This window comes from Pseudoflavonifractor sp. MCC625 (assembly GCF_018784545.1).
GTDB lineage: Bacteria > Bacillota > Clostridia > Oscillospirales > Oscillospiraceae > Pseudoflavonifractor_A > Pseudoflavonifractor_A gallinarum.
In genome coordinates this window covers 115398-139047 of the sequence record NZ_WQOJ01000005.1, presented here as the reverse complement: position 1 = coordinate 139047, position 23650 = coordinate 115398, and the positions used below count along the sequence as shown (strand labels likewise).

General features: G+C 61.3%; 24 protein-coding genes. 7 read left to right on the top strand and 17 right to left on the bottom strand.

The window, feature by feature from the left end:
• Positions 1-43: 43 nt before the first annotated feature.
• The 9 genes from GPK94_RS01200 to GPK94_RS01160 all read right to left on the bottom strand — a co-directional run bounded on the left by GPK94_RS01200 (position 44) and on the right by GPK94_RS01160 (position 8556).
• Complete coding sequence (locus tag GPK94_RS01200; protein ID WP_215654012.1) at positions 44-1831, bottom strand: CvpA family protein; 1788 nt, start codon at positions 1829-1831, stop codon at positions 44-46.
• Positions 1832-1950: 119 nt separating this feature from the next.
• Complete coding sequence (locus GPK94_RS01195; protein WP_215654010.1) at positions 1951-2796, bottom strand: MBL fold metallo-hydrolase; 846 nt, start codon at positions 2794-2796, stop codon at positions 1951-1953.
• Positions 2793-3374, bottom strand: coding sequence for a hydrolase (locus GPK94_RS01190; protein ID WP_215654002.1), 582 nt, complete (start codon positions 3372-3374; stop codon positions 2793-2795). Before GPK94_RS01190 ends, GPK94_RS01195 begins: the two co-directional genes overlap by 4 nt.
• 117 nt (positions 3375-3491) lie before the next feature.
• Positions 3492-4499, bottom strand: a complete 1008-nt coding sequence (locus GPK94_RS01185) for a DUF4340 domain-containing protein (protein WP_215654000.1) — start codon at positions 4497-4499, stop codon at positions 3492-3494.
• Positions 4499-5371 carry a Gldg family protein gene (locus tag GPK94_RS01180; protein ID WP_215653997.1) on the bottom strand — a complete coding sequence of 291 codons (873 nt, stop codon included), beginning with the start codon at positions 5369-5371 and terminating at the stop codon, positions 4499-4501. The genes GPK94_RS01185 and GPK94_RS01180 overlap by 1 nt, the downstream gene beginning before the upstream one ends.
• Complete coding sequence (locus GPK94_RS01175) at positions 5361-5903, bottom strand: Gldg family protein (RefSeq protein WP_215653995.1); 543 nt, start codon at positions 5901-5903, stop codon at positions 5361-5363. Before GPK94_RS01175 ends, GPK94_RS01180 begins: the two co-directional genes overlap by 11 nt.
• Positions 5904-5917: 14 nt before the next feature.
• Entirely contained in the window at positions 5918-6622 is a 705-nt protein-coding gene (locus GPK94_RS01170) for an ABC transporter permease (RefSeq protein ID WP_215653994.1), read from the bottom strand.
• Positions 6619-7593, bottom strand: coding sequence for an ABC transporter ATP-binding protein (locus GPK94_RS01165; RefSeq protein ID WP_215653992.1), 975 nt, complete (start codon positions 7591-7593; stop codon positions 6619-6621). The genes GPK94_RS01170 and GPK94_RS01165 overlap by 4 nt, the downstream gene beginning before the upstream one ends.
• 192 nt (positions 7594-7785) lie before the next feature.
• The gene (locus GPK94_RS01160; RefSeq protein WP_193538435.1) at positions 7786-8556 is read right to left on the bottom strand and encodes a LexA family transcriptional regulator; all 771 of its coding nucleotides are present in this window, start codon (positions 8554-8556) and stop codon (positions 7786-7788) included.
• 424 nt (positions 8557-8980) lie between these two features.
• Between GPK94_RS01160 and GPK94_RS01155 the strand changes: the two genes are divergently transcribed.
• From GPK94_RS01155 to GPK94_RS01135, 5 genes are all read left to right on the top strand, one after another.
• Positions 8981-9205: a hypothetical protein gene (locus tag GPK94_RS01155; protein WP_193538433.1), complete on the top strand. Its 225-nt coding sequence runs from the start codon at positions 8981-8983 to the stop codon at positions 9203-9205.
• Positions 9206-9321: 116 nt separating this feature from the next.
• Positions 9322-10443, top strand: coding sequence for an SLC13 family permease (locus GPK94_RS01150; protein ID WP_193538431.1), 1122 nt, complete (start codon positions 9322-9324; stop codon positions 10441-10443).
• Between the two features lie 97 nt (positions 10444-10540).
• A complete protein-coding gene (locus tag GPK94_RS01145; RefSeq protein ID WP_215653990.1) occupies positions 10541-12382 on the top strand; it encodes a TIGR03960 family B12-binding radical SAM protein in 1842 nt (613 codons plus the stop codon).
• Between the two features lie 27 nt (positions 12383-12409).
• Positions 12410-13081: a TIGR03936 family radical SAM-associated protein gene (locus tag GPK94_RS01140; protein ID WP_101692928.1), complete on the top strand. Its 672-nt coding sequence runs from the start codon at positions 12410-12412 to the stop codon at positions 13079-13081.
• A gap of 345 nt (positions 13082-13426) precedes the next feature.
• Positions 13427-15538: a diguanylate cyclase gene (locus GPK94_RS01135; protein ID WP_215653988.1), complete on the top strand. Its 2112-nt coding sequence runs from the start codon at positions 13427-13429 to the stop codon at positions 15536-15538.
• A 74-nt stretch (positions 15539-15612) separates the two neighbouring features.
• Here GPK94_RS01135 and GPK94_RS01130 read toward each other — a convergent pair whose 3' ends face one another.
• The 8 genes from GPK94_RS01130 to GPK94_RS01095 all read right to left on the bottom strand — a co-directional run bounded on the left by GPK94_RS01130 (position 15613) and on the right by GPK94_RS01095 (position 22544).
• The gene (locus GPK94_RS01130; protein ID WP_215653985.1) at positions 15613-16200 is read right to left on the bottom strand and encodes a DUF308 domain-containing protein; all 588 of its coding nucleotides are present in this window, start codon (positions 16198-16200) and stop codon (positions 15613-15615) included.
• An 81-nt stretch (positions 16201-16281) separates the two neighbouring features.
• Positions 16282-16770, bottom strand: a complete 489-nt coding sequence (locus GPK94_RS01125; RefSeq protein ID WP_215653983.1) for a YbaK/EbsC family protein — start codon at positions 16768-16770, stop codon at positions 16282-16284.
• A gap of 2 nt (positions 16771-16772) precedes the next feature.
• A complete protein-coding gene (locus tag GPK94_RS01120; protein ID WP_101692932.1) occupies positions 16773-17165 on the bottom strand; it encodes a thioesterase family protein in 393 nt (130 codons plus the stop codon).
• A 132-nt stretch (positions 17166-17297) separates the two neighbouring features.
• The gene (locus tag GPK94_RS01115; protein WP_215653980.1) at positions 17298-18383 is read right to left on the bottom strand and encodes a spermidine/putrescine ABC transporter substrate-binding protein; all 1086 of its coding nucleotides are present in this window, start codon (positions 18381-18383) and stop codon (positions 17298-17300) included.
• 66 nt (positions 18384-18449) lie between these two features.
• Positions 18450-19313 carry an ABC transporter permease gene (locus GPK94_RS01110; protein ID WP_101692934.1) on the bottom strand — a complete coding sequence of 288 codons (864 nt, stop codon included), beginning with the start codon at positions 19311-19313 and terminating at the stop codon, positions 18450-18452.
• The gene (locus GPK94_RS01105; RefSeq protein WP_101692935.1) at positions 19310-20230 is read right to left on the bottom strand and encodes an ABC transporter permease; all 921 of its coding nucleotides are present in this window, start codon (positions 20228-20230) and stop codon (positions 19310-19312) included. Before GPK94_RS01105 ends, GPK94_RS01110 begins: the two co-directional genes overlap by 4 nt.
• A complete protein-coding gene (locus GPK94_RS01100) occupies positions 20220-21407 on the bottom strand; it encodes an ABC transporter ATP-binding protein (protein ID WP_101692936.1) in 1188 nt (395 codons plus the stop codon). Before GPK94_RS01100 ends, GPK94_RS01105 begins: the two co-directional genes overlap by 11 nt.
• 174 nt (positions 21408-21581) lie before the next feature.
• Entirely contained in the window at positions 21582-22544 is a 963-nt protein-coding gene (locus tag GPK94_RS01095; RefSeq protein WP_215653979.1) for an RluA family pseudouridine synthase, read from the bottom strand.
• Positions 22545-22816: 272 nt separating this feature from the next.
• Between GPK94_RS01095 and GPK94_RS01090 the strand changes: the two genes are divergently transcribed.
• Positions 22817-23323 carry a DUF177 domain-containing protein gene (locus GPK94_RS01090; protein ID WP_101692938.1) on the top strand — a complete coding sequence of 169 codons (507 nt, stop codon included), beginning with the start codon at positions 22817-22819 and terminating at the stop codon, positions 23321-23323.
• A gap of 44 nt (positions 23324-23367) precedes the next feature.
• The gene (rpmF, locus tag GPK94_RS01085; RefSeq protein WP_101692939.1) at positions 23368-23565 is read left to right on the top strand and encodes a 50S ribosomal protein L32; all 198 of its coding nucleotides are present in this window, start codon (positions 23368-23370) and stop codon (positions 23563-23565) included.
• The last annotated feature ends 85 nt before the right edge of the window (positions 23566-23650 follow it).

The window sequence follows — 23650 nt, the reverse complement described above, 5'->3', positions numbered from 1 at the left end:
TTCAGAATCGGACGGGGCTAATATGCTTGGAACTAGAAGAGGATCACGCTGCGGGAGGGATGGATTCCTCCACGGCAGGCGTTTCGCTGGGCTGGGGAAGGGCGGGAACAGCGGAGGGCACTACGGGGACGGCAGCGCCGTCGCCCCTGCGGTCCAGCTTGACCGAGGAGCCGCTCAGAATGTCGGAGGCGCCCTCCCGGATCTCGTGCTGGATGGTGACCGTATCGCCCACGTTGAGGATCACGGCGGTGGGATTCTGGGCAGCCGACACGGTGTAGAAGGTCTCATCGCCCTCCAGACGGAGGAAATAGTAGGTATTTCCGTCCAGGACCGCCGAGCGGATCTCCGCGATCACGCCGCTGACCTGGGTCTGGGGCAGCTCCTCCTCTGAGGTGACCCCCTTCTGGGCCAGGAGCTGGATATACTGCTGCTCACAGGCCGTGACCGAGCTGCCGGTGGCCACGATGTCATACCGGGCCACGTTGACCATGGCATAGCTCTTGACCAGGTTGGCGGCGTCCTTGAGGGGGATGAAATAGGTAGGCTCGTCGGCGATGTTGAGGAGCAGGGGGAAGGTGGCCGTGTAGCCCAGGTCCTGCACCACGCCCTGGGCGGAGGCCTTGGCCGCCTCCTCGGTGGCGCCGGGGGCCTTGTAGAACTTGGTCTCCTTGGTGCGCTGGTTGGAGAGCAGGAAGCCCAGGTTGGACTGGTCGGAGTTGATGGAGGTGACGCCGGTGTACATGTACACGTCGTCGTTGAGGGCGATGTAGTTGTAGCCCTGGGTGACCACCGTCACATCCCGCTGACCGAAGATGGAGTTGATGAAGCCGTTGACCAGCGTTCCGTGGTAGTTATACTGCTCCATGATGAGGTTGGGGTTGTAGACATTGTCCACCCAGGAGGGGACCTCCTCATAGTACTGACACTCGCCGGTGATGGCGTTCATCAGCACTGCACCCTTGGTGTCGGTGCCGCCGAAGAGACCGATGGTCTTGATGATCCGGGGGGCGATCCAGTAGGGCGTGCCCTCCTCGTCGATCTCAAAGCGGGGGGTATCGAACATGTAGGTGGGATAGGAGAAGCGCAGGTGGCGCATGACGTTGCGGTTGAGGGGCTCGGAGAAGGAGTACTTCATCCCCTCGGAGAGGCGCACCACCTTGGCCTCCTGGGTCACCATGTCCACCACCACATAGGCGGGCAGGCCCTGGGCACGGTTGGTGAACCACTTGATGAGGTCGGCGTAGGCGATGGGGGCCACGCGGACCGGGCGGCCCTGGTAGTTGATCTGGGTGGACTCGTTGGAGTAGTCAAACTGGCTGACCATGTCGCTGAGGGTACCCATCTGCCGGTCACCCAGGTAATTGGCCGAGTCCTTGTCCAGGGTGGGGATCTCGTCGAAGGAGATCTGGGTGATCTCCTTGGCGAAGTCGCCGGTCTCCACGGTCAGCAGATCCCGGTAGGCCCCCGCCCTGAAGATGGGCATGGAGATGACCTGGCCCACCAGGGCCACGGCGATCAGGGCCAGGAACAGCACGCCGATGGGGAGGCACTGCTGCTTGATGAAGCGGAAATACTCCTTGAAGTGCTCCTTGGGCATGGCGGCCTGGTCCAGACCCGACGAGAAGCCGGAGGTGATCAGGGCCGAGATGACATAGGTGATGCACAGCAGACCGATGAAGCTGTAAAAATCTCCGGACTGGGGGTTGAGGGCGGGCAGGGACACGTAGAAATAGACCAGACCCACCACCAGGGTGACCACCAGATTCAAGAGGATCTTTCCCGCTTTACTGCGGGGGGAACGACGTTTTTTGCCGTTTGATGACTGATTCAAAATACATTCTCCTTCTGTTGTACCAAAAAGTTCCGGTGCGAATACTCCTTAGTATAGCCGTTCCATGGGGAAAAAGCAACAGAGGGAGGGCGGAAGAAAGATTAAAATTTGGTGAAAGTTCAGAGCTCCACCGGCGGACGGCCGGGCAGCAGGGCGTCGATCTCGGCCCGGCCGTAGGTGTAGGCCGCCAGGTCCTCCCGGCCGCAGGCCTGGAAGGGGCGGGAGGCGGCGGTGCCGGCCAAAATCTGCTCGCTCAGGGTGAGCATGTCCCGGAGATAGGGGAGGCCCAGCCGAGGATTGCGGGGGGAGCGGGGATCGATCCCGGGGACGGGAAGGATCTGCTGCTGGTAGCGGTGCCCGGGCAGGAGGAGAAGATCCTCCTGCTCCCCCAGAAGCTCCAGGGTCCGGCGCAGCGTGTCCCGGTAGACCTCCACAGCGTCGGGGAGGAAGAGGAGCCAGACATAGCTGGAGCCGAAGGCGTCCCCGGTGAAGAGCCAGCCCTGCTCCGGCTCGTAGAAGGCGAGGCTCCCCCGGGTGTGTCCCGGAACCGCCAGGACCTGAAAGTGATAGGGGGGCAGGGCGATGGACTCGCCCCCGGTGAGAAGGCGGGATGGGGCGGCCGTCTGGATGGGATCGCGTTGGGGCAGATGGTGGAGGCAGTCCTCAAACTGGCGCAGAGCGCCGATGTGGTCGAAGTGGTTGTGGGTGATGGCCACCTGGATGGCGCGCCCCCCGGCGATCCGGTCCACCAGGGCGCGCAGGGCCCGCCCCGGGTAGGGCGGCCCCAGATCAACGACCAGGACCTGGCTGGGGGTCTCCACCACATAGACGCTGGAGGGGCTGTGAAAGCTCCCGTCCGGCTGCGTCCCGGGCGGATGGTCGGCCGTGGCGTCCTGGATGTGCCACAGCCCCGGGCACAGCCGCTGGGCCGTATAGGGCGGATACTCCAGCGGCGCGGGGATCACAGCGCGGCACACTGGGCTTCGATGGCGGCCTCTCCGGCCTTCATGGCCTGGAGGGTGCGGTCCAGCAGGGTATCCAGCTCCCAGCCCAGCAGCTCCGCGCCCTGCCGGATCACGTCCCGGGAGCAGCCGGCGGCGAACTTCTTGTCCTTGAACTTCTTCTTCAGGCTGGAGAGCTCCATATCCTGTACCGACTTGGAGGGGCGCATGAGGGCGGCCGCACCGATGAGCCCGGTGAGCTCGTCGCAGGCGAAGAGCACCCGCTCCATCTCGTACTCCGGCTTGACCTGCGCGCCGGTCATCCCCCAGCCGTGGCACACCACTGCGTGGATGAGAGCGGGAGAGGCCCCTGCCTCCTCCAGCAGCGCGGGGGCCTTCACACAGTGCTCCTCGGGCCAGCGCTCAAAGTCGATGTCGTGCAGCAGGCCGGCCATGGCCCAGAAGGGGGCCTCCTCCGCATAGCCCAGGGTGCGGGCGTACCAGTCCATCACGGCCTCCACCGTAAAGGCGTGGCGCAGGTGGAAGGGCTCCTGATTGTAGGTGCGCAGCAGAGCCAGGCCCTGCTCTCGTGTCAGTTCCATCGTTGTCTCTCCTTTGTATCGTTTGATCCATGCCGCCGGGGGCAGTTCCCCTCCATCATAGTACGACCGCGCACAAACCGCAAGCCCCGATTGCCGGGGCTTGCGGTCAGGAGGAGATCAGGTATCTTCTTCTGTGTCGGGAGCGGTCAGCAGCTGCTCCTGGGTCAGCCCCATCAGCACATCAATGGAGGAGGCAGAGAGGCGCTGTATGGCGCGGGAGTCATTGAGGAGGGCAAAGCGGTAAGTGCCGTCCCCGTCCATCTGGCCCACGGAGAGGGTGAAGCTCTGGCCGTCGTCATAGGACACCGTCAGCACCAGCGCGGGTTCCGTCAGCCCGCAGGAGGCGAGGACGCTCTCCTCCGCGTCATAGTCGTAGCAGGAGGAGAAGCCCAGGAAGGAGAGCTCATCCAGCAGGAGGGAGAGGGTCTCGTTGTCCTGTGGGATGGCGTTGTCGTTGACCGTCCAGTGGTACTCGGTCACGGTCTCCACAGAGCCGGTGTCCTCCGATTCCACCGACAGGGTCTCGGTGTCCTTGGTCAGGAGGAGGGTGGTGCCGCCGCTCTCCCACTGGATGGACTGGATGTTGTCCTCCCGAACCGAGGGGATGCTCTCAGGCTCGGCCAGGTCCATCAGACCGATGGAGAGGGTGTCGAGGAGGGAGGAGGAGATGGTGTATACCGTCTCCCCGCCCTCCAGCGCGGCGTAATAATCGCTGTTTACCGCCGCGCCGATCAGAAGGGTGGCCCCCATCCCGCCGCTGTCCGCCACCTGGATGGTGTAGGCGGGGGAGTCCAGACCATAGGCGGAGAGGGGTTCCGGGTCGGAGATGGCGCGCACCGCCTCCACGTGGGAGAGGTCCTCGGCCAGGCTCTCCACCGCGCTCTGGTCAGCGGGGAAGGTGCTGTCCTCATTCCACTGCCAGACGCCGTTCTGCTTGGTGAAGGAGAGGGTCTCGCCGTCCGTCCCAAGGAAGGAGAAGGAGGATGGATCGGAGAACGCGGTGACCGAAATGGTGTCGGTGGCCGGAGGATGGCTGCTGTTCCACATCCGTAGGGCCAGATAGGCCCCGGCGCAGAGGGCCAGCAGGCCCAACAGGACGGCCAGGGTGGTTTTCTGACGGTTCATCACTGTCTCCTCCGTTTCCACCAGACGATCAATCCCGTCACCAGAATGACCAGGGGCAGGACCACCAGGTACAGGGCGCTCCAGAGTCCGGGATTTGGAATGGTATTGTAGGTGACGGCCAAACTTTTGGCCGGGATGGAGAGGTTGGAGCCGTCCTCGAACCCGGCGGTCAGCAGGTTGAGGAACAGCGTCTCGTTGACCAGATTGGGATAGGAGGAGAGAATGTCCCCGTCGATCAGGGAGTTGGAGCCCAGCACGGTGAGCCGTCCGGTGGCGCCGTCCGTGCCGGCGCGTTCTGATACGGCGGCCAGCAGATAGGTGCCGGGGACCTCCTGGCCGTCCAGTGTGACGGCAGAGGCGTGGGAAGAGGTGGTGAGGACCGGGGTGATCACAGCGTCGGTGTCCTCCTGCTGGGTAAAGCCGCGGCTGTTGGTGAGCAGGGTCAGGTCCTGCTCGCTCATGCCCTGGGTCACCTCGGTCCCGGTGGAGATGGCCCCGGCGATGGCAAACAGGGAGCCGAACTGGGGATAATACCGCTCCTCATCGGCGATATACCCGTCCACCAGAGTCAGGCCGTAGCTCTCCAGCAGGGCGCTCCAGTTGGGGAAGTTCTCCTCGCTGTCCGAGCAGAGGAAGACCATCTGTCCGCCCCCGGAGAGATAGTCCTCCAGCAGCGTATACTCCTCCTGGGAGAGGTCCGCGGTGGGCCCGTTGACCAGCAGCAGGTCGCAGTCCTCCGGTATGGCCCCCGTCAGGAGGGGGGTGACCGTCGCCATCGTGAATCCGGCCTTTTCCATGGCCTGGGAGATGGGGGCGGAGAGCTCGCTCTCCCCGTGGCCGGAGAGGGGGTAGAGATACTTCTCACTGCTCACTGCCGCCGGTCACGGAGCGGATGGCGGATGTGAGCTGTCCCTCCGCGTCAAAGGAGTCCTCCGTGGAGGAGAACATGCTGTACGAATAGGTGATGATGTCGCTGTACGGGATGACCTCCTGCCGGCCGGTCTCCGCGCAGACCACGACCAGTGAGTCGGCGTTGGCCTCATAGGCGGCGGCCTGCGTGGGATGGGCCACCGGGTCCACCTCGGTCACCGTCAGGTGACTGGAGAGGGCGGCATAGCGGTCCAGAAATTTCAGGATACGGGGGTCGGTGGCGTCCTCCTCGGCCAGGACCACCACCTCCACATCCTGTTCCAGGCCGGCCAAAAAGTCCCGGGAGGTATCGCTGATCTCATAGAGCTGGTTGTCGCTCAGGTCCAGCTCCTTGAGATGGGTGGGCAGCTGGCCCACGATGAGGTTGAGGAACAGAACGATGGCAATGGCCGCGGCGGTGACGACGGCCAGGTAGCCGCCCCGCCGGAGGGATACCAGCCGGGGGGAGGGGATACGAAAGGGAATCCGTTTCATGGCAGAACCTCCTCTCAGGACCAGCGGCGCTTCTGGAGCGTCTGGATGGTCAAAAAGACAAAGAGGGCCGCCATGGACAGATACAGGACCAGCCCGCCCAGATCGAACACGTCATACAGGGCGAAATTATAGAAGGCCTGCGTGAAGGAAAAGGCGGACAGCACTTCGCCCAGAACACCGGGGAGGAAGCCGGTCAGATCGTCCCAGAGAAAGAGCAGCAGGAGCAGGACAAAGGTGCCCACCGCGGCGATGATCTGGCTCTCGGTGAGGGCGGAGAGGAACATGCCGATGGCGAGGAAGGTACACCCCATCAGAAAAAAGGCCAGCAGGGAGGCGTAGTCCGAGGCGAGAAAGGACGCCCCGTGGGCGGCGATGATCAGGGGACAGAAGGCGGCCAGAAAGACCGGGAAAAAGAAAACGGTCACCATGGCCAGGTATTTCCCCATCACCACGCCGGTCAGCGAGACCGGAGCGGTGAGGAGAAGCTGGTCCGTGCGGCTGCGCCGGTCCTCCGCCATGGAGCGCATGGTGAGGATGGGAATGGTGAACATGAGGATGGTGGTCAAACTCATCAGGGCGTAGGAAAACCGGGGAAATCCATTGAACAGGTTGTATGCCATAAAATAGATCCCGGTAAAAAAGACCAGCGCGGCCAGAAAGACGTAGCCGGTCATGGAGGTAAAATAGGCGCGCAGTTCGCGCTGATAGATGGCAGTCATGCGGATGCTCCTCCCTTCGACGGGTGGGGAGCGGCGGGCTCCTCCGCGGTGAGCTGGAGGAAGAGATCCTCCAGGGTCACCCGGTCCTGGCGCAGCTCCAGAATGGGGAGGTTTGCCCGGGCGCAGGCATAAAAGAGGGCCTCCCGGATATCGTGGCCGGAGGCCTGCTCCAGGCGGAAGGAGGCGCAGCCGGGCGTTTCCGCCGGACAGGGCGTGACGGAGGAGATCCCCGGCAGGCCGCCGAGCAGGGCCTTGGCCCGGGCCTCCGGAGCGCGGAGGGTGAGGTGGAGGGCGGGGTCTCCGTTGAGCTCTCGCTCCAGCGCGTCGGCGGCTCCGGCGGCCACCTGCTTTCCGTGGTGGATGATGAGCAGATGGTCGCACATCTCCTGGATTTCGGAGAGGATATGGGAGCTTAAAATGATGGTGTGTTCTTTGGAAAGACGGCGGATCAGGGTGCGGATCTCCAGGATCTGTTTGGGGTCCAGGCCCACCGTGGGCTCATCCAGAATGAGGACGCGGGGGAAGCCGAGCAGGGCCTGGGCCAGGCCCACACGCTGGCGGTAGCCCTTGGAGAGGTTCCGGATCAGCCGCCCCGACACAGATTCGGTCCCCGTCATCTCCATGACCTGCATCACCTGCTCCTCCCGCTCCTGTTTGGGGATCCTCTTGAGGTGGGCGGCAAAGAGAAGGTATTCCTCCACAACCATATCGGGGTAGAGGGGCGGTATCTCGGGCAGGTATCCAATGGAGCGCTTGACAGTCTCCGGCTCCTGGGAGATGGCGTGGCCGTCCACCAGCACATCTCCCTCGGTGGCGCCCAGATAGCCGGTCATCAGATTCATGGTGGTGGACTTCCCGGCCCCGTTTGGGCCCAGAAATCCGAAAATTTGGCCGTCCGGTATGGTAAAGCTCAAGTGGTCCACGGCCACGTGATTCCCATACCGCTTGACCAGGTTGCGCACTTCGATCACAGCATGTCGTCCTCCTTGTTGCGGTGCTCTGCCCGGATGCCCTTGGAGGGCATCCGGCGGATCTATGGTACGGCAGGAGGCTGAAATTACCCTGAAACATTTGTAAATCTTCTGTGAAAGCCGGAAAGAGCGGAGAAAAGATCGCGGGCCGCAGCCAGTTCCGGCTGCGGCCCGCGGTGTAAGGTATGGAAATCAGCACCACTTCCAGCGCTTTGGGTCCAGGGAGCCCAGGACACTGCCCCAGTGGGTCAGATCGTCAGGGGAGGAGAGGGTGATGGAGCGGGCAGAGTTGTTGATGGGGATGAGTCTGCAAATCCCGCTTCGGATAGACAGATAGCGGATGTAGCAGTCGCCGTGGACGGAAAAGAGCCCCAGCTGCCCGTTGGACACCCTACCGTACTGCAAGAGAAGGATGTGGCCCGGGTGGAAGGCGGGCTCCAGGGAGGTGTCGGACAGCAGCAGAGCAAAATCGGCCGCGGCAGCCAGGGAGTGGGCGTCGGCCTGGACCAGCTTGGTCTGGAACTGGTGCCCCATGGACCCGCCCCCCGGGTTGGAGACGGGGAGATAGCAGGGAAGGAGACGCTGGGACAGAACGGGGCCGGAGGGGACGACCGGCTGGCTGAACTGCTCCAGCGCGGAGATCAGCGCCTTGCGGTCGCAGGGCGCCAGGCTCCGGTAGCGCTGAAACAGGATGGACTCCTCCCGGTTCAGGAAGAGAAAGCCGTCCTCCTCGCTGTAAACCCCGGTATCGCACTCCAGAGGGATGGTGTCGTCCATCAGATAGCGGGTGGAGACCTGGAAGCACGCGGCCAGGGCGCGCAGAGCGGGCAGAGAGGGGCTCTTGGTCTGGCCGTTGAGGATCTTATTCAAGGTGCCGATCGGAATGCCGGAGCGGGCGGCCACGGTCTCCGAGGTGATCCCGTCCCGCTTTTTCAAATAGGCTAATTTTTTCACCATAGACATGATGGCATCCTCCGCATTTCAATTGTGTGCGGGTATGTTTTGCTGGAATTAACCGGAAGTGGTAAAAAAAGCGTGTATTAAAACCAAATTTTGGACGGCTCATTGACATCGGATCGGAAATACAGCATATTGAATAAAGCAAAAGAACAAAGCAGAATTTAAATGGTAAAATATAACAATTGAAAAACGGGGAGGGATGTGCAGGCTGTTTGCACCGGGCAACGCACACCGGGACTTCCATAAATCGGTTCTCTCCATACATCGGTATGGCGGCAGCGCAGGTCCAGGGGACCGGCCGGGTCATAAGCATATTATACCGTGTGAAACAGAAAACGGATAGAGGGAAATCACAAGAAGCAGTTCGTGGACATGGAGAGAGCGGCCTGCGCTCAGGCCGCGAAAAAAGAAATAGGAAAGAGGATTTATGATGGAAACATGTTGTGTCAATTACCGTGTGGTTGCAGACCAGAGCAGGATCCCCGCGATGTACGGGATCGAGGGAGAAGGGGTGCCGGTGATCCAGTGGCTGTCCACCGAGTGTCAGGCGGTGGAGCACCTGGTGCGGGTGTGCAACCGGCTGGGGCTGTCCTACCTCCATATGGGAGATGTGGCCGAGGATTTTCGAAACGGCGGGCTGATTGAGGGTTGACCATCCCAGGCAGATGCGCTAAACTAAACGTACATGATGCATGATTCCACGGAAAGCCATCCTTCGGGGTGGCTTTCCGTATGTGCGTATCTGGAACGAGAAGAGGAGAGAGAAACATGTTGCAAAGATTGCGTCTGTGGGTCAAGCGGGAGCCGGTGCTGGCCATCTCGGCGGCCTGCGCGGTGCTGTCCATGGCCCTTACGCCACCGTCCGCGGCCTATCTGGGCTATATCGACACCCGGGTTTTGATCCTGCTGTTCGGACTGATGGCGGTGGTGGCGGGGTTTCAGGACTGTGGGGTCTTTGAGGTGCTGGCCCAGCGTCTGCTCTCCGGCCGCCACCGGATGCGCACCCTCACGCTGCTGCTGGTCCTGATGCCCTTTTTTGTCTCCATGCTGGTGACCAACGACGTGGCCCTCATCGCCTTTGTGCCCTTCGCCATTCTGGTGCTGGAGCGGGTGGGGCGGCTGGAGCGCCTGATCCCCGTGGTGGTGCTCCAGACCCTGGCCGCCAACCTGGGCAGCATGGCGACGCCCGTGGGCAATCCCCAGAATCTCTACCTGTATAATCAGTTCCAGCTGGGGGCGGGTGAGTTCTTCGGCGTGGTGGGCCCCCTGACCGCGGTCAGCGGCCTGGCGCTGGCGGCGGCGTGCCTCTTCTGGGGCAAGCAGGAGACCATCCAGGTCACCTTCCCTGAGCGGGTGACCCTGCGCAAGCGGGGGCGGCTGGTGCTGCTGTGCGTGCTCTTTGCGCTGTGCCTGCTGTGTGTGTTCCATGTGATCCCGGCTCCCGTGCTGCTGGCGGTGGTCCTGGTGAGCCTGCTGCTGGCCGGACGGGACCTGCTGCCCCGGGTGGACTACGGCCTGCTGCTGACCTTTGTGTGCTTTTTCATCTTTGCCGGGAACATCGGGGCCAATCCCCAGCTGCGCGCGGTCCTCACCGCCGCGCTGGAGGGGAACACCGCCCTGGTCTCCGGTCTGGCCAGTCAGATCATCAGCAATGTACCGGCGGCCGTGCTCTTCTCCGGGTTTACCCAGGACTGGCGGGGGCTGCTGATCGGCACCGACATCGGCGGACTGGGCACACCGGTGGCCTCCCTGGCCAGCCTGATCTCCATGCGGCTGTATCTGCGCACGCCGGGGGCCGAGCTGGGCCGGTATATGCGCTTCTTTTTGGCAGCGAATGCCATTGGACTGGTGCTGTTAGCGGGTGCTGCCGCGATTTTTGCCGCTTTTTAAGGGAATAGGGTTGCAATAGTACAAAAAAGAAGGTAAAATAAGAAGCTACTCTGTATAGGAAACAACTTTGGGAAAAGAAAGCGACGGTAGTTCGGCTATGAATCGTACTTTGGAGCATATCCTGCCCCGCGTGCAGAAGCCTGCGCGCTATACGGGCGGAGAATATAATGCGGTGGTCAAGGATCGGGATCAGGTGGATACCCGTGTGGCCCTCTGCTTCCCGGATACCTATGAGATCGGCATGTCCAACCTGGGCGTGCGCATTCTCTACGGCGTGATGAACGAGATGAAGGGTGTCTGGTGCGAGCGGGTCTTTGCCCCCTGGGGGGATATGGAGGAGGAGATGCGCCGGGAGGGCATCCCCCTCTACGGACTGGAAAGCGGAGACTCCATTGCCGACTTTGACATCATCGGCTTCTCCCTGGGCTATGAGATGGCCTACACCAATGTGCTCAACATGCTGGACCTGGCCGGGCTGCCCCTGCGCAGCGCCGACCGGGATGAGTTCGCCCCCCTCATCATCGCCGGGGGCACCTGCGCCTTCAACGCCGAGCCGCTGGCTCCTTTTATCGACATCTTCTCCCTGGGCGAGGGCGAGGATGTGACGGTGGAGCTCATCGAGCTCTACCGGAAGGCCCGGGAGGAGTGCTGGACCAAGGAGGAGCTGCTGGTGGCTGCCGCCCAGATCCCCGGTCTCTATGTCCCCTCCCTCTATGAGGTGGAATACAACGAGGACGGCACGGTCAAGTCCATCACCCCCACCAAGGGGGCCCCTGCCACCGTGACCAAGCGGATCGTGCAGGACCTGAACCGCTCCTATTTCCCCACCAAGACCATCGTGCCCTCCACCGAGATCGTGCACGACCGGGTCATGCTGGAGGTTTTCCGGGGCTGCATCCGCGGCTGCCGCTTCTGCCAGGCGGGATACGCCTACCGCCCGGTGCGCGCCAAGGAACCCGCCCTTTTGGTGCAGCAGGGCATTGAGTCCTGCAAGAACTCAGGCTATCAGGAGATGACCCTCTCGTCCCTCTCCACCAGCGATTACCGCCGCCTGCTGGACCTGTGCGACGGCCTTCAGGAGTGGTGCGATCCCAACGGGGTGAGCCTGTCCCTGCCCTCCCTGCGGGCGGACAACTTCTCCTGGAATCTGATGGAGCGGCTCCAGCACGGCCGCAAGACCGGCCTGACCTTCGCGCCCGAGGCGGGCACCCAGCGCCTGCGGGACGTCATCAACAAGAACGTCACGGAGGAGGACATCCTCAACTTCTGCCGCACGGCCTTTGCGGGGGGCTGGTCCACCGTAAAGCTCTACTTCATGCTGGGTCTGCCCACCGAGACCGATGAGGACGTGCTGGGCATCGCCGACCTGGCGGAAAAGGTCTACCACACCTGGCGGGAGGTCACCCCCAACCGGAGCCGGGGCGTGAAGATCACGGTCTCCACCGCGTTCTTTGTGCCCAAGCCCCATACGGCCTTCCAGTGGGAGGCCCAGATCAGCCGGGAGGAGTATGAGCGCCGGGTCAAGCTCCTGCGGGATCACATGCGGGGACGCTCCATCGCCTACCACTGGCACGACCCGGAGACCAGCGTGCTGGAGGCGGTGCTGGCCCGGGGCGACCGCCGTCTGGCCGACCTGCTGGAGACAGTGTGGCGCAAGGGCGCAAAGTTCGACACCTGGGACGAGTATTTCAACTACGACCGCTGGATGGAGGCCTTTGCCGAGTGCGGCATCGACCCGGCCTTCTATGCCAACCGGGTCCGGGACAAGGACGAGCTCCTGCCCTGGAGCACCACCTCGGTGGGGGTGAGCAGCCGCTTCCTCTGGCGGGAGCGGGAGCAGGCCTACCGCGGGGTCATCACCCCCGACTGCCGGAAGCAGTGCACCGGCTGCGGCGCGGACAAGCTCTACCCCGGAGGCGTGTGCGACGCCGAGTGTTAATTTCGGAATAAAGGAGTGGATCGGCCTATGACGACCCATAGACTGGCCTTTTCCAAATTGGATACAGCCAAATTTATCTCCCATCTGGACCTGATGCGCACCTTCCAGCGGGCCTTCCTCCGGGCGGATATTCCCATCAAGCATACGGAGGGCTTCCATCCCCACGCGTTCGTGTCCATCCCGCTGCCCCTGTCGGTGGGCTACTCCAGCGTGTGCGAGGTGCTGGAGTGCCAGATTCTGGGAGAAAATCCCGACCTGGAGCGGGTCCCCGAGCGGATGAACGCCGTCCTGCCCGCGGGAATCGAGGTCAAGCGCTGCTACGAGGCCCAGCGGGCCGTAAAGGAGCTGGCCTATGTCAACTATATCGTGACGCTGGAGTATGAGGCAGGGGCCCCCTTCGGCGCGGACACCGCCATTCAGGAGCTCCTCTCCCGGGAGAGCCTGGTGGTGCGCAAGCGCTCCAAGAAGGCCAAGAGCGGCTTTACCGAGGTGGACCTCATCCCCCTGATTCACAAGGCCACTGTGGAGGAGCGCCGGGACAGCGTGACGCTGGACCTGATCCTCCGGGCCCAGAACCCGGGCCTCAACCCGGAGCTCATCGTGTCTGCCATCCGCAGCGAGTGCCCTGAGGCGGCGCCGGATTTTGCCCTCTTCCACCGGCGCAGCGTGCTGGATGAAGGGATGCAGGTCTGGGAATGACACCCTAGTCAATTGTCAACAGGCGGTCGAAGAAGGTTGAAATCGTGTTTTCCGGCGGCGCGCACGGCGGAAAACACACGCCTCAGACCGCAAGTGTGCGAGCGCCAGCGAGTGCGCGCAGCGGGCTGCCTCCCCTCGAAAAAATGCCTGCATTTTTGAGAAGCGTGTCGAAATTTTTCGACACGCTTCAAAAGACTTCCTCTCCGCGGAGAGGAAGTCTTTTTTCATCGAAAGAGGTCAAATGGGCAGTTTCTTCTTGTCTAACGAGGAAAAGTAAGATACAATAAAACAAATGGATATTCTTACCTTTCCATAGATCCGGTTTGCCGGATGGAAGAAAAGGGCGTGAGTGAGTTGCGGGAGAGAACAACGGTTCTGCTGGTGGATGACTGTGCGGAGCATCGTGTGGCACTGCGTAAGGTACTTGCTTCAGCATATGAGGTCATTGAGGCCGCCGATGGAAACGAAGCCCTCCAGATGACAGAGACCTATTTTACACAGCTGGCAGCCATTCTCCTGGATGAGGGAATGCCCGGGATCGATGGGCTGGATGTACTGCAGATCATGCAGAGTAAGGGATGGCTGAACAATATCCCGGTCTTCCTGGTGACCGAGGAGGAGTCGGACGAGACCATGGCCCGGGGCTATGAGCTGGGTGTGGCGGATATTCTGGTCCGTCCCCTCAAGCCCGAGGTGGTCAAGCGCCGGGTGGCCAATATGGTGGAGCTCTATCGCCACCGGTTTGAGCTGGAGCGCGTGGTGCTGGAGCAGACCGCCCGCATCCGGGAGCAGGAGGAGCGGCTGCGCCAGACCAACAAATCCATCATGGAGGCCCTGAGCGCGGCCATTGAGTTTCGCAACTGCGACTCGGGCTTTCATGTCCGCCGCATCCGGCAGGTCACCCGGCTGCTGCTTCTGGATGTGATGGAGCACTATCCCGAGTATGGACTGACCCAGGAGCAGACGGATGCCATATCCGAGCTCTCCATCATGCACGACATCGGCAAGATCGCCGTGCCCGAAAACATCCTGACCAAGGACGGGCGGCTGACGGCGGACGAGTTTGAGCGCATGAAGGCCCACACGATCTACGGCGGGGAGCTGGTGCGGCACATCACCTTCCCCCAGGGTGAGCGGGTGCAGCGGTATTTTTATGAGATCTGCCGGCACCACCATGAGCGGTGGGACGGCGAGGGCTATCCGGACGGACTCAAGGGGGAGGAGATCCCCATCTGGGTCCAGGCGGTGTCCATTGCGGACGTCTACGAGGCGCTGGTGAGCCGACGGGTCTATAAGCCGGCCTATGCCGCGGAGGAGGCCGTCCGGATGATCCTGGAAGGGGAGTGCGGCGCCTTCAACCCCAAGATCCTGGCCTCCCTGCGCCGGGTGGCTGTCCGGCTGATCGCGGAGGTGAGCGGGGAGGCGGCCGAGGAGCCGCCGGAGGAGCGCCCCAAGGCCCGTGTGGCCGCCCCGGCGGAGCCCGCTGCGGCAAGCCCTGTGCAGGAGGAGAAGGAGAGCGGCCAGCGCAGCGAGGCCCAGACCCTCTTCCTGCTGGAGCAGGAGAAGTACCGCATCATTGCCGAGCTCTCCGAGGACATGGTCTTTACCTACAATCAGCTCTTCGACTCCATGGAGTTCAGCGAAAAATTCTGCCGTGTCTTCCAGGTGCCCGCTTACATCAGCGAGTACAGCAAATACCGCCCCTCGGCCCGTACCTTCTACCCGGAGGAGTATGAGGCCCTCATTCAGTGCCGGAACCGGCTGACCTGGGCGGTGCCGGAGATGGAGATGGACCTGCGCCTGCCCCTGCCGGACGGGACACGGCCCTGGTTCCACCTGGTCCTCCATGTGATTCTGGACCACCGGGACCGGACGCGGGAGCTGGGCTATGTGGGGAAGCTGACCAACATCAACCGCATCAAGCGGGAGGCCACCGAGTGCCAGAAGCGGGCCAATACGGACGCCCTGACCCAGCTCTACAACCGGGCGGGCGCTCATATCCTCTTTGAGGAGCTGCTGCTGGAGGGGAAGAACACCCACACCCCGCTGACCGTGGCCTTTATGGACATCGATCACTTCAAGAGCCTCAATGACACCATGGGACATGAGGCGGGAGACCAGATCCTCACCGCCTTTGGACAGAGCATCCGCCGCCTGTTCCGGCCGGACGACATCGTGTCCCGGTTTGGCGGGGATGAGTTCCTGGTGGTAATGAAGAATATGGGAGATCCCACCTTTGTCCGGGAAAAGCTCAAGCAGCTCTGCCGCCAGCACCTTCAAATCGCCTGCGCGCGGGAGCCGCTGGAGATCAGCTGCAGCATCGGCGTGGCCTTCTACCCGAAAGACGGACAGGAGTTTGACGATCTGCTGCGCAAGGCGGACCAGGCCCTCTATCAGTCCAAGCGCGCCGGGCGCGGACAGGTGAGCTTCTATACCCCGCCGAAGAAACTGTCATAGCAGAACAAATCACCCCGAACCCGGGCAGACGCGCCGGATTCGGGGTGATTTTTTTGTGGGGGATAGGGGATAGCTTACTCCAGATCAATGGGGTCCACTTCGATGGGGAGGGTCTCCCGCAGGGCCTTCGTCAGCCGGGAGAGCTTCCAGATGGACCACAGATCGGCAAGGCCCAGGAAGAGGAACACGGCGCCGATGAGCATGGCCACTGCCTCCACCGCCACAAAGGGCCGCCACAGGAGGACCGCACCCAGGACGACGCCCAGGATCGTCAGCAGGAGGGAGACCCACCAGTAGGGATATTCCATCCGATAGAGGGCGCGGACCCGGTTCAGGGCCACCAGACTGTCAATGATCACATACACGCCCATGACCATGGAGAGGATGGAAAAGACGGCCAGCGGCTGGAGAAGAAAGAAGAGTCCGGTGGCGGCGGCGATGATGCCGAAGAGGAGCTCCAGACGGAAGCCGCCCATCTCCCGGTCCCGGAGGAGGAACCCGACGATGTTCACCAGCCCGTAGAGGAGCAGAGCAGCACCCAGAAGGCGGCACAGGGCCACGCCGCCCACACCCGGCCAGATCAAAAGGACCAGACCGAGGATCACATAGAGGACGGAGGCCAGGAGAAAACTGACTCTGGCCCGTTTCAGCGTATCAACCATGGTACGACATCCTTTCATGCATCCGTAAAACCAGCGAAGGGGTTGCGGTTAGTATGTGTCAAAAGGGAAGATACTCCGCGCTCACTCGGTGGGAGCGCCCTCCCAATTTTTGCACAGATCCACCCAGCCCGCGCTGTGGGCGTACTCGGCCAGCTCCTCGCAGGTCAGCTGGATGGCGGAATTGGCGCTGCCCGCGGCGGGATAGACCGTCTCAAACCGCTGGAGGGAGCGGTCCAGATAGGTGGTGACATCGGGGTTGGTAATGCCGAAGGGGCACACACCGCCCACCGCGTGGCCGGTGAAGGCCTCCACCTGCTCCGGGGTGAGCATTTTGGCCTTGGTGTGGAACTGGGCTTTGAACTTGGTGTTATCCACCTTGGCGTCGCCGGCACAGACCAGGAGCACGCACTTGCCGTCCACCAGGAAGGAGAGGGTCTTGGCGATCCGGGCGGGCGCCACGCCCACCGCCTGGGCGGCCAGCTCCACCGTGGCACTGGAGACGTCAAATTCCAGAATGTCCTCCTCCCGGCCCAGGGTACGGAAGAACGTGCGGCACTGCTGAATGGACATGGTCAGTTCCCTCCCCGGCTCTGGGCCTTGGCGAGAAAGCGCTCATTCATAATGAGGAACCGCTCATGGGTCCCGCCGCCGATGGGGCCTGCCTCGTCATAGGCGCGGACGGAAAAGGTGAGCTTCCGGCCGTCGATCGCGGTGAGCTCGGCCTCGGCGTAGACCTTCTGGCCGATGGGGGTGGCGGCGTCATGGGTAATGTTCAGGCAGGTCCCCACACTGCCCTGGCCCTCTTCCAGACCGCCCTCACAGGCGTTGACCGCGGCATTTTCCATCAGCGCCACCATGGAGGGAGTGGCAAAGACGGGGAGGAGGCCGCTGCCCACGGCGGCGGCGGTGTTCTCCATGGTGACAACGGTCTCGGCACGGCCCTTACAGCCGATTTGAAGCGACATAAAACATCACACTCCTTATCATTACCAAATATTGTACACGGTTTCGCCACCCTTTGCAAGGCGCGAGGAAAGAAAAAGCCGCCGTCTCCCGTTTGCGGGAGACGGCGGCTTTCAGCAGGAAGGAGAGGACGATCAGATGCCCAGCTCATTCCACAGGTCGTTATACAGGGTGCGGGTCTCTTCGGGGAGGCCCAGGTAGGACTCACACTTGTCCAGGACCTCCTGGGGCGCGGCCATGACCTCGTACAGGGCGGGGTCCAGAGGCTCGCCGTTCTGCTCCTCATAGTAGGCGGGATACTGCTCCAGCGCCTCCTTGTTGGGGGTGGCGTACCAGATGAAGTCCATGTTCGCCAGAGAGGCCTCGGTGGAGGTGATGAAGTTGATCCAGGCCTCGGCCTCCTCCTTGTGCTCAGCGTCCTTCAGTACGCACATGGCGTCCACAAACCAGTTGGAGCCATTCTCGGGCACGGCCCAGCGCAGGCTGGGGTTGTTCTCATACATGACCAGATAGTCGCCGGCGTAGTAGGTGCACACGGAGGTCTCGCCGCCCTCCATCTTGTCATAGATCTCGTCCATGAAGAAGCCCTGGTACACGCCGTTGTTCTTGGCATCGGCGATGAGCTGATAGGCCTCCCGGATCTCGTTCTCATCCGTGGTGTTGATGGAGTAGCCCAGCTTCATCAGCGCGATGCCCAGAGCGTCCCGGGGATTGTTGATCATCGCGGTCTGACCGGCATAGGCGGGATCAAACATGATGTCCCAGCTGGTCACGTCCTCTTTCACCACATCAGAGTTATAGATAATACCCAGAGTGCCCCAGGTGTAGGGGACAGTGTACTTGTTCTCCGGGTCATAACTCAGATTCTTGAACCGGTCATCCACGAGAGAGAAGTTGGGAATGTTGTCGAAGTTGAGTTCGGCCAGCATATCCTCTTCGATCATCTGGGAGATCATGTAGTCCGAGGGAACGATGACGTCATAGTTGGCGCCGCCGTTCTTGATGAGGGCGTACATGGCCTCGTTGCTCTCAGCGGTCTGATAGTTGACCTTGATACCGGTCTCTTCTTCGAACTGGTCGATCAGTTCGGGCTCGATATTCTCGCCCCAGCCGCACACATTGACCACCCGGGCGTCTGCGGAGTTCCCGCCGCCGGAGCATCCGGCCAGCAGGGCGGTGGTTACAGTGAGGGTCAGCGTCAAGGCAAGCTTCTTTTTCAATTGATCATTCCTCCAGTGTGGGTAGATTTATCTCAGGGCCATACCGCGGCCGGGAGAACGGGGAAATCAGGACCGGGCGGCATTCTTGGCCTTGGCCTGGTGCGCCTCGCGCACATTGACGATCACCAGCAGGATCAGCACGGTCACAAAGAGCAGGGTGGACACGGCGTTGATCTTGGGGCTGATGCGCTTTTTGGTCATGCCGTAGATGGTCATGGCCAGGGTGGAAGTCGAGGAGCCGGCTGTGAAGTAGCTGATGACAAAGTCATCCACGCTCATGGTAAAGGCGATGAGCATACCGTTGACGATGCCGGGCTTGATCTCGGGGATAATGACCTTCCAGAAGGCCTGGCGCCAGGTGCAACCCAGGTCCTGAGCGGCCTCCACCAGGTGCTTGTCCATCTGCTGGAGCTTGGGCATCACCGCCAGCACCACATAGGGGGTATTGAAGGTGATGTGGGCAATCAGCAGGGTGGGGAAGCCCAGATAATACCGGGTGGGGAGGTTGGTGCCCAGGGTGTTGTTGAGCCACTGGGCCGCCGTACCGAAGAGGCCGAAGGCGGCCACGAAGAAGAGGCACAGGGACACGCCCATCACGATCTCCGCACTCATCATGGGGATGTTGTTGATGGTGATGAGGGGGTTGCGCCAGCGCCGGCGCATGTTGTAGAAGCCGATGGCGGCAAAGGTACCGGCCACCGTGGCCACCACCGTGGCGATCACCGAGACCAGCAGGGTGGTGTAGATGGAGCTCATGATAGCGCTGTCCTGAAAGAGCTCCACGTACCAATCCAGGGTGAAGCCCTGCCACACGGTGCGGCTCTTGGAGTCGTTGAAGGAGAAGATGATGAGCAGGAAGATGGGGGCGTACAGGAAGAAGAAGACCAGGCCCATGAACAGGCGGTCCAGGATGGAGCTGCGCTGTTTCATAGCATCACCGCCTGTTCCTCGCCCTCACCGAAGCGATTCATCACATACATACAGATCAGTACCACCAGCATCATGACCAGGGAGATGGCGGAGCCCAGCTGGGCGTTGTAGGCGGAGCCCAGGAACTGCCGCTCGATGAGGTCGCCCAGCAGCAGCTCGTTGCCGCCGCCCAGCAGGCGGGAGATGGCAAAGGTGGACACCGAGGGTACGAACACCATCGTGATGCCGGAGAGCACGCCGGGCAGGCTGAGGGGGAAGATGACCTTCCGGAAGACCCGGCCAGTGCTGGCGCCTAGGTCCCGGGCGGCCTCCAGCAGGGAGTGGTCCAGCTTCATGATGACCGAGTAGATGGGGAGGACCATGAAGGGCAGATAGTTGTACACCATGCCCAGCACCACCGCCCCGGAGGTGTTGATCATCTTGAAGTATTCCATGTTGGTGTCCCGGGCGGTGTTGAGGGAGAGACCCAGAAGGTCGTTGAGCCCGGCACACAGATTGTTGAGCCAGCCGTTGATCAGATTGCCCAGATCGATGATGCCCACCGCCTGGAAGAACTGATTGAGGAGACCCGTATTCTCCAGGATGGACATCCAGGCGTAGGTGCGCAGCAGGAAGTTCATCCACATGGGGAGCATGATGAGGACCATGGCGATCCGCTGAAAGCCGGGGCCCTCCTTGGCCATGATGTAGGCCAGGGGGTAGCCGATGAGCAGGCAGATAAAGGTAGCGATGAGCGCCAGCTCGAAGGAGCGGACGAACACCACCCAGTAGGTGCTCATCTTGGTGAAGTTATCCAGGGTAAAGCCGCCTCCCGCGCTGGAGAAGGCATAAATGACCACCAGGAAAATGGGGGCGACCACGAAGAGGGCCATCCACACCACATAGGGGCCGGCCAGAAGGGAGAGCCTATTCTTCATCGCCTTCCTCCTGCTCCTCCTCGGCGTCAGGATCATAGTCCGCGTCGCTGATCTCCTCGTACTCCTCACTGTAAGAGCTGTAATCGCCGAACATGCCGGAGTACTGACTCTTCTTCATGACATGGATGCCGTCGGGATCGATCTTGATTCCGATCACGGCGCCCACCGGGCAGAAATCGGTGGTCTGGATGAGCCACTTGAATCCGTAGAAATCCACGATGATGTCGTAGTGGACGCCCTTGAAGGTCACGTTGGTCACGGTGCCGCGGAGCTGGCCCTCGCTCTCGGGGACGATGTCGATGTCCTCGGGGCGGATGACCACATCCACCGGCTCGTCCTTTGCAAAGCCCTTGTCCAGGCACTGGAACTTCCGGTTGAAGATCTCCACCACGCCGTCGGCGCGCATGATGCCGTCGATGATGTTGGACTCGCCGATGAAGTCGGCCACAAAGGCGTTTTTGGGCTCGTTATAGATGTCCTCGGGGGTGCCGATCTGCTGGATCTTGCCGCCGTCCATGACCACCACGGTGTCGGACATGGCGAGAGCCTCTTCCTGATCGTGGGTGACATAGATAAAGGTGATGCCCATCTGCTGCTGGATGCGCTTGAGCTCGTTCTGCATGTCCTTGCGCAGACGCAGGTCCAGGGCGCCCAGAGGCTCGTCCAGGAGGAGGACCTTGGGCTGGTTGACCAGGGCGCGGGCGATGGAAACGCGCTGCTGCTGGCCGCCGGAAAGGGAGGCAATGGAGCGTTTCTCGAATCCCTTGAGGTTGACCACCTCGAGCATCTCCATGACACGGCGCTGGATCTCTTCCTCGGACAGCTTGATCTTCCGCTGCTTCTTTCCGTCCGATTCGGTCTTGGGGATGCGCAGGCCGAACGCGATATTTTCAAAGACGTTCAGGTGCGGGAAGAGGGCGTACTTCTGGAACACCGTGTTGACCGCCCGCTTGTGGGGGGGCACATCATTGATTTTGGCACCGTCAAAAAGCACCTCTCCGGAAGTGGGTTTCAAAAACCCGCCGATGAGGCGCAGGGTCGTCGTTTTGCCGCAGCCGCTGGGACCCAGCAGTGTCAAAAATTCTTTGTCATTGATGTAGAGATTGATGTGATCCAAGATGATGTCGTCGTCAAACTGGACAAAGCAGTCGGACAGGCGGATCAGCTCCTTAGCCATGTATCCTCCCCCATTTCAGTCGAAATAGAGGCGTACCCATCCGGCGAATGGGTACGCCCCTTTGTGTCGAGACAACTATATCTGTTTCTGTGGGAAATGTCAATATGAATCGACATTTTTTTCAGAGTCTTTACCTGGGGCGGAAGCTGGTGGAACAGAATGGATAAAGTGTGTTCACTTGTCTCCAAAGTACTCGTCCACAAAGTCCACGTGCTCCACCTGGAAGGAGCGGCCGTTGAGATACTCCAGAATCCCCCCGTCGGTGGTGAAGTCAAAGGAGAGCCGGTAGGAGTAAAGGGCCTGGAAGGAGCGCCCGTACTGCTTGTTGTCCCGCTCCCGGCCGTACTTGCCGTCCCCCAGGAGGGGGTGGCCTGCGGCGGCAAACTGGGCGCGGATCTGGTGGGTCCGGCCGGTGAGCAGGTCGCACTCCACCAGGGAGAGCCCTCCCTTCACCTTTAAGGTCTTGTAGACCGTGGCGGCCGTCTTTCCACCCGGGATGGGGTGGTCAAAGACCCGGACCTGCTTCTTGCTCTCATCCTTGAGGATGAAGCCCTCCAGTTTGCCGCTGGGCGGGTTCATCCTGCCGTGGATAATGGCCAGATAGTACTTGGAGAGCTCCCGGTCCTTGATCTTCTGGTTCATGATGCGCAGGGTCTCGGCGTTCTTGGCGGCAATGACGATGCCGCCGGTGTTCCGGTCGATGCGGTTGCACAGGGCGGGGGCGAAGGAGTTTTCCCAATAGGGGCTCCACTCCTTCTTTTGATAAAGGTAGGCCTGGATGTGGGTGATGAGGGTGTTGACCCGCTCATGCTCATCCGGGTGGACCACCAGGCCGGGACGCTTGTTGACCAGAAGAAGGTTTTCGTCCTCATAGACCAGGTCCAGATGGGGCTTGAACACCGAGAGAAAGGCATTCTCCGGCGTGGGGGCGTCAAAGAACTCGTCATTGATATATAGTTGAAGGAGATCCCCCACCTGGAGACGGACGTCCCGCTTGGAGCCCTTTCCGTTGACCTTCACCCGCTTGAGGCGGATGTACTTCTGGGCCAGGGGAGCGGGGAGGAGGGGAAGGGTCTTGGCCAGCCAGCGGTCCAGCCGCTGACCCGCGTCATTCTTGCCGATGGTAAACTCTTTCATAGGTGATCCTCACAGTAGCGGGCCGGAGAGGGGCCCGGTGGTCTTGCAATTGGTACGAGTATAGCATAAAATCCCCCTGAGCGCAAAGGTTCTTCGTACACCTTTGGGGGTTGCATTCCCCCAAAAGAATGTGCTATGATATACGGGACGGCGGGCGTAAAGTAGTACAGCTTACCGTCCTATGAAAAAATACGGATTTTTTGCGAAAAAGTATTTGACAATATCCGTAGTATTCGTTATAATGTCTGCTGTGACATTGTGAGAGGTGTGCCATGCGACTGAATCTCCGCGACATCATCCATCAGCCGGGCGCCAGCGTGCCCTTCTCCTTCCAATTGGAGCTCTCTGAGCTGGACTTTTTCGGAAGCAAGCCCTTCGCCCATCCGGTGGAGGTCTCCGGCCAGGTCCGCAATCAGGCCGGGGCTCTGGTGCTGGAGGGGGAGGCCCATACCACGCTGGAGGTGGTCTGTGACCGCTGCCTCAAGCCCTTCTCGGAGGAACTGGTCCTCCCGGTGGAGCACCTGCTGGCCGAGACGCTGGAGGATGAGGAGAACGACGACATCCTGCTGCTGGACGGCGGAGAGCTGGACCTGGAAGAGGTCTTCACCACCGATCTGGTCCTCGCAATGGAACCCAAGCACGTCTGTTCGGAGGAGTGCAAGGGGCTGTGCCCCAAGTGCGGCGCCAATCTGAACGACGGCCCCTGCCAGTGCAGGGCTGAAGTTGATCCACGTTTTGCTGTCCTCGCACAGCTGTTGGATAAAGAGTCTGATGACTGAGAAATATTGCCCGGCCAGGGCATTGACCTAAGGAGGTGTCATAAATGGCAGTCCCTAAGAGTAAAGTGTCCAAGCAGCGCCGTAACAAGCGCCGTAGCTCCGTTTGGAAGCTGGAGACCCCCGGCATCACCACCTGCCCCAAGTGCGGTGCGTTCCGGCTCCCGCATCGGATGTGCAAGTCCTGCCTGAGCTACAACGGCCATGAGTTCGGCAAGACCGAGGCTGTGGCCGAGGCGAAGTAAATAGCCTGAAAAGAGGAGAGGGGAAGTGTCCCCTCTTTCTTTTTGCCCGGAAATGGAAGATCACACCAGAGAGTACTTGCGGCTT